A 6118-nucleotide genomic window follows, 5' to 3' on the forward strand; every position below is an offset into this window, starting at 1 on the left:
GCGCGGGGGGCGCGGGGGGGCCGGCGCCCCGGGGGGGGGTCCCCGGGTGGCCGCCAATCCGGGGGGGCCCGGGCCGCCCCCCCCCCCCCGGCCCACCTCTCCCGAAGGATCCATCAGCCCTTGGCCGGAACGATGCTCACCATCTTCGGAAGCCTGGTGATGACCTTCGCAACCTCGCGTCCGGCAAGAGCCCGCTGCACATTGACGTCGGCGAGAGCGAGCCCGGTGGCCAGCTCCTCACTGATCTCGGGACTCACGTCGAGCTTGGCACGCACCTTGCCCTGCACCTGAACGACCATGGTCACCGATTCTGCAACCAGCAGGTCCGGGTCGGCGCTCGGCCAGACCGAGCCGGCGATCGATGGTTCCTCGCCGAGCAGCTCCCAGATCTCCTCCGCGACGTACGGCGCGAACAGGCTGAGAGCCTGGGCCACGAATCCGACGGCCTCACGCACAGCCGGGTCGGCTGCGCCCGCGCCGGTGTCGATGGTCTTGCGGGTGGCGTTCACAAGCTCCATCACACGCGCAATCGCCACGTTGAACCGGCCGAGACCGATCAGTTCGGTGATGTCGCGAATCGTGCGATGCGTGGCCTGACGCAGCACCTTGTCGCCGGCCGAGTAGTCGATGCCCCTCGTGCTGGCGACCTCGGTCGCGAGCCGGTAGGCGCGTTGCAGGAAACGCAGCGAACTGGCCGGTGACATATCGGCCCAGTCGATATCGTCCTCGGGTGGCCCCGCGAAGACCACGGTCAGACGCACGGCGTCGACGCCGAACAGATCGATCTGCTCGCCGAGATCCACGCCGTTGCCGAGCGACTTGCTCATCGCCTTGCCCTGGTTGATGACCTGGCCCTGATTGAGGAGGCGCTGCATGGGCTCGTCGAAGTCGATCATGCCCAGGTCGTTCAGTACCTTGGCGAAGAACCGCATATAGAGCAGGTGCAAGATGGCGTGTTCGACACCGCCCACATACTGCTCGACCGGCATCCAGCGAGCCACGTCATCGGCACGGAAAGGTCCGTCGGCGAAGCCCGGGCTGCAGTAGCGGTAGAAGTACCAGGAGCTGTCGACGAACGTGTCCATGGTGTCGGTATCGCGCTGGGCATCGGCCCCGCACGTCGGGCATGACACATTCCGCCACGCCGCTGCGGCCTCGCCGGCCAGCGGTGAGGTCCCCTTCGGCGCCAGATCGGCTCCGGTCAGGTGCGGCAGCTCGACCGGCAGTTGGTCGGTGGGAACCGGCACCTCGCCGCAATGCGGGCAGTGGATGATCGGGATCGGGCAGCCCCAGAAGCGCTGGCGGCTGAGCAGCCAGTCGCGCAGCCGGAAGGTGACAGTGGCCTTCCCGGTGCCGCGTCCCTGCAGTGCCTCGACCGCAGCGGCCACACCGGCGTGCTTGTCGTCCAGCCCGTTCAACGGTCCGGAGTTCACGTAGCGTCCATCGCCCGCGGTCGCGACGCCCGACTCGGCAGGGTCGGCTTCGCCGGTGTCGATGACGACTCGCACCGGCAGACCGAACTTGAGCGCGAACTCCAGGTCACGCTGATCGTGGGCCGGGACGGCCATGATCGCGCCGGTGCCGTAGTCGCTCAGCACGTAGTCGGCGGCCCACATCGGGATGCGCTCGCCGTTGACGGGGTTGATCGCATAGTGGCCCAGAAAGACTCCGGTCTTCTCATGCTGGGTCGACTGTCGCTCGATCTCGGTCGACTTCTTGACCTGATCGAGGTACCCCTCGAAGGCGGGGCGCTGCTCGTCGGAGACCAGTTCGGCGGCCAGCTCCGAGTCCGGGGCGACCACCATGAAGGTGGCCCCATAGAGGGTATCCGGACGCGTGGTGAACACGGTGATCGGTTCGTCGCGGCCCTCGATCGCGAAGTCGACCAGCGCCCCTTCGGAACGCCCGATCCAGTTGCGCTGCATCGCCAGCACCCGGTCGGGCCAGCCGGCGGCCAACTCGTCCATGTCATTGAGCAACCGGTCGGCGTAGTCGGTGATCTTGAAGTACCACTGGTTGAGTTTGCGCTTGGTCACCGGGGTGTGGCAGCGCTCACAGAGCCCGTTGACGACCTGTTCGTTGGCCAGCACCGTCTGGTCGTGCGGGCACCAGTTGACGTAGGAGTCCTTGCGGTAAGCCAGGCCCCGCTCGAAGAACTTGAGGAAGATCCACTGCGTCCAGTGGTAGTACTCGGCGTCGCTGGTGTGCAGCTCACGCGTCCAGTCCAGGCTCAGCCCGTAGCGCTTGAACGAGGTCTTCTGCGTCTCAATGTTCTTATAGGTCCACTCGGCCGGATGAGTGTTGTTCTTGATCGCCGCGTTCTCGGCGGGCAACCCGAAGGAGTCCCAGCCGATCGGATGCAACACCTCATAGCCCTGCATGCGCCACAACCGGGCGAGCACATCGCCCATGGCGTAAGCCTCCGCGTGGCCCATGTGCAGATCACCGGATGGGTACGGGAACATGTCGAGCACGTACCGTCGCGGCTTGTCAGTCTCGTCGTGGGCGACGAATGTCTGGTTTGATTCCCAGAATCGCTGCCACTTCTCCTGCGCTGCAGGCGCGTCGTAGCCGACTTGCTCGGACGCCTCGCTGGTCTGGCTCACCGTTCCCGTCTCCTTGCTCGCTGGTCTGGCCCTGACAGCTCCCGACATGAAAAACCCCCGAAGCCCAAAGGCATCAGGGGTCTCCGCAGCGCGACTGTCATCAGTCGCGCTGCGGCATGAGAAGAAGCTGCGCCGGGTTTTGGCGACCCCTCGCATCGCTCATCCGTTTCGTCATCCTCGGAAGAACAGGCAGGCTCCTCTTCGCTCGGATTTCCTTGCGATGCACCCGGATAGCTTAGCCGATCGCCGCCCGATCTCGGCACCGGCGCTGCCCGCCGCATCGTCGTTCACCGCCTTCGCGCTGGGTGCCATCATTCCGTTGGCCTTGATGGTCAGATGGTCAGTTCACCCGCATCACTGCGTGTCGGAGCAACCATCCTCGGCGTCGAGTTGGCACTGCTTCTCACCGGCTATGTCAGCGCCAAGCTGGGCGGCGCCGATCCACGGCGCGCGATTCGCCGGCTTCAGGCCTCGGGCTAATTCATGCCTGCGTCCCAAAGAGATCGGCCCGCAGCTCGTCCCACAGATCGGGCGGAGCGGCGGCGGCGTTGATCTCGGCCAGCAATGAGATCAGCGGATGATGCGGAGCGACCTTTTCGGCGCGCTCGATGCAGACCACCTGCAATGCGCCCTCGCCATTGACCCACGCGGCCAGCCCCAGCAGACCGAGCACCGGCGGTTGACATTCCCGCGGGGTCAGTTGTGCCACCGCCCGCCAAAAGTCGACATGACGCTGAGCATCATGCCTGGTGAGCAGCCTCAATGCCTGGTCGCGGGCCGAAGGATAGTAGGCCATCGCGGCCAGCATGGCTGCCTGGGTCGGCACGATCTGCCGCGGATCTTCCAGCCCGTGTCGTACCAGCTCCGCAAACGATGTCTCGATCTCGTGCAACTCCAATCCACGCACGACCGTCCGGGCGTCCTCGACCCGCCGGAGGGCTGCTCGTCCGAGCCAACCTCGTGGCGGCCGGATCGATGCATCCAGGTCAGACCGCGAATCCAAGACCTGCATGCCCGCCAGCACCGCACGGGCAGCGATCGGCGAGCCCTCGACATCAATCGGGCGGCCTTCGGGCGGACAGCACTGCGGCACCGTGCATGACAACGACCAATAGCGGCCTGCATGCGCATAGACCGATTCGAGGACCCTGTCGGCACCGATCATCGTCGTCATCTGGCTGATGGCCCTCTCGACCCGCCTCCGATCGGTCGAATAGCCGGCAAATACCCAGCTGGAACCGGGAAATTGTCTGCCGATGGTGTCCACCCGATGCGCCAGTTCCGCAGGTGCGTCGGCGATCTCGATCGGGAAACGGACCGTGGTGATCAAGGCCTTGTCCCCGAAGACCAGCGCAACGATCGATTCACGAGGTTGGAATCCCAGTAGATAGGGAATGGCGGCAACAACGTCGCCATCGTTCTTGAGGCGCAGCGGGGCGTCCAGGTCGCCGGCCGCTGAAGGAGGAGCCCACGAACCAGAGGCTCGTGCGGCGGACGCATCGGATTCTGTTGGTTTCATGGCATAAGGATCGGCAAATGACCCACCGGATCGGTCAAAGAAGTCCGGTCCTGTGGATAACTCGGGACGTTGACCCTGCTGGCTACCCTGGTAGTCATCATGAGCACACCACCACGTCCACCCGATCCGTCAGACCCGCAGGCCACCTCACAAGGCGGTTCGGCATGGCGGCAACAGACTCCCCCCTGGGGTCAAGGCGGCTCCGCCTGGGGGCAGACATCCGGCTCATGGAATCAACCCGGTGGGCAGCCCACGTCGCCTCAGCAACCGGCGACTGCCCCCAGGCAGGCCCCCGGCTATTCCCCGGCCGATGAGCAGCCTGCACAGACCACTCGACAGCAGCCGTCGATCTCGATCCAGCAATTCGCGCCGCGCCGCAACCGACTGGCTCCGCTGGTACTGGCAATCGTCGCGGTCATCGCCTTCGTTGCGATCTGGTGGCTGGCCATCCGGCCCAATCCCGAAGCATCCCCCGAAGCGAGTGCGACACCCACGGCCACCCGCACCATGCCGAGCATGCCTCCCAGCGGCGAGTACGCGAATTCGACGCCATTCAGTTCGAATGGCTTGGCAGGCACGTTCACCATCAACGATTCGTGGTGGGATGGCAGCACTCTTTCGGTTGATATCACCCTTCAGGTCGACACTGGCGTTTTGAAGTATCGATTCTTGGTGATGGACATGGCCAGCGGTGACATCCAGGTGATGTCTTCAGCACCCGGTCTCGATGGACTATCGGAAGCCACCCTGTCGGCGGGCCAATCGATCAGCGGTGTCGTCCAGGTGGACAAAGACCGCGGTGACAGTCAAATCGTGTTGAGCCAAACGACCGGAAACAACCTGACAATGCTCGCCGTCAAAGGCTGACACCGCCGTTCAGTGCGCGGGTTATTCGATAGCCCGTACTCGTGTCACCGCGGTACGCCACACTGGAGGTAGCGGTTCGGCCCGCGCGGTTGCCCTGCACGGAAGGAAGACGAGATGACGTATGAGATCCGAGTCACCAGTCCCGAGGAGCTGGCAGCGCTGGCCCGGCCACAAGCCTGGCTGTGCGACATGGACGGCGTACTGATTCACGAGAGCGTTGCCTTGCCCGGCGCGAAGGAATTCATTCACGCCCTCGAATCGAGCGGGGTGCCGTACCTGGTACTGACGAACAACTCGATTTTCACCCGCCGCGATCTGTCGGCCCGGCTCGCGACCTCGGGGCTCGAGATTCCCGAGGACCGAATCTGGACGAGCGCTGCAGCAACCGCCGATTTCCTCGCATCCCAGAGTCCGGGTGGCAGTGCATACGTGATCGGTGAGGCCGGGCTGACGACCGCTTTGCATCAGCAGGGCTTCGTCATGACCGACAGCAACCCCGAGTTCGTCGTGCTCGGCGAGACTCGCAACTACTCCTTCTCGGCGATCACCCAGGCCATCCGGTTGATCGAGGGCGGCGCCAAGTTCATCGCGACCAATCCGGATGTCTCGGGCCCTTCACCCGAGGGCACGCTTCCTGCGACCGGCTCGGTTGCCGCGCTCGTCACGACGGCCACCAACCGCAGGCCCTACTTCGTGGGCAAGCCGAACCCGATCATGATCCGGGCCGGGCTCAACCGTATCGGCGCCCATTCGGAGACCACCGCTTTCGTCGGCGACCGGATGGACACCGATATGCGCTCGGGCCTGGAGGCGGGGCTGCAAACCCATCTCGTGCTCACCGGCTCGACCGGAATCAACGATGTCAGCACCTATCCGTTCCGCCCGGTTGCGATTCACGAGGGCATCGGCGGAGTTCTGCCACTGATCTCCTGACCGTTGCAGCTACCGCGTCCCCTGTTCACTCCCCGGGGGCGCGGCGCAGTGGCATCAGTGGAGGCAGCGTCCGGCGCCACCAGACGACGTCATGCCCGCCGCGAACCAGGTCGACCGGCGTCTCGAGGAGCGCGCCGGCCGAACGCAGCGCTTCCCTGGCCTGCAAGACCGTGGTGGCCAGCGTGTTCTCCAG

Annotated in this window: 5 protein-coding genes; 3 read left to right on the plus strand and 2 right to left on the minus strand. The window is 65.0% G+C overall.

Annotated features, from left to right (window positions below):
• Nucleotides 1–113: 113 nt before the first annotated feature.
• Nucleotides 114–2606: a leucine--tRNA ligase gene (gene leuS, locus AAFP05_RS04765; protein WP_341728708.1), complete on the minus strand. Its 2493-nt coding sequence runs from the start codon at nt 2604–2606 to the stop codon at nt 114–116.
• Nucleotides 2607–2942: 336 nt separating this feature from the next.
• Here leuS and AAFP05_RS04770 point away from each other — a divergent pair, with 336 nt between their 5' ends.
• A complete protein-coding gene (locus AAFP05_RS04770) occupies nt 2943–3086 on the plus strand; it encodes a hypothetical protein (protein ID WP_341728709.1) in 144 nt (47 codons plus the stop codon).
• A gap of 1 nt (nt 3087) precedes the next feature.
• Here AAFP05_RS04770 and AAFP05_RS04775 read toward each other — a convergent pair whose 3' ends face one another.
• Nucleotides 3088–4125, minus strand: a complete 1038-nt coding sequence (locus AAFP05_RS04775) for a DUF4192 domain-containing protein (protein ID WP_341728710.1) — start codon at nt 4123–4125, stop codon at nt 3088–3090.
• A 99-nt stretch (nt 4126–4224) separates the two neighbouring features.
• On the opposite strand from AAFP05_RS04775, the gene AAFP05_RS04780 reads away from it, so the two are divergent.
• Nucleotides 4225–4992, plus strand: coding sequence for a hypothetical protein (locus AAFP05_RS04780; protein WP_341728711.1), 768 nt, complete (start codon nt 4225–4227; stop codon nt 4990–4992).
• A gap of 114 nt (nt 4993–5106) precedes the next feature.
• The gene (locus AAFP05_RS04785; protein ID WP_341728712.1) at nt 5107–5925 is read left to right on the plus strand and encodes an HAD-IIA family hydrolase; all 819 of its coding nucleotides are present in this window, start codon (nt 5107–5109) and stop codon (nt 5923–5925) included.
• Nucleotides 5926–6118: the final 193 nt, after the last annotated feature.

Source organism: Brooklawnia sp. (assembly GCF_032229645.1).
Taxonomy (GTDB): domain Bacteria; phylum Actinomycetota; class Actinomycetes; order Propionibacteriales; family Propionibacteriaceae; genus Brooklawnia.

Bases quoted from the DNA above. Each gene is read 5' to 3' on its own strand.
- AAFP05_RS04770 (WP_341728709.1), top strand. From the start codon at position 2,943: ATGGTCAGTTCACCCGCATCACTGCGTGTCGGAGCAACCATCCTCGGC.
- AAFP05_RS04775 (WP_341728710.1), bottom strand. From the start codon at position 4,125: ATGAAACCAACAGAATCCGATGCGTCCGCCGCACGAGCCTCTGGTTCG.
- AAFP05_RS04780 (WP_341728711.1), top strand. From the start codon at position 4,225: ATGAGCACACCACCACGTCCACCCGATCCGTCAGACCCGCAGGCCACC.
- AAFP05_RS04785 (WP_341728712.1), top strand. From the start codon at position 5,107: ATGACGTATGAGATCCGAGTCACCAGTCCCGAGGAGCTGGCAGCGCTG.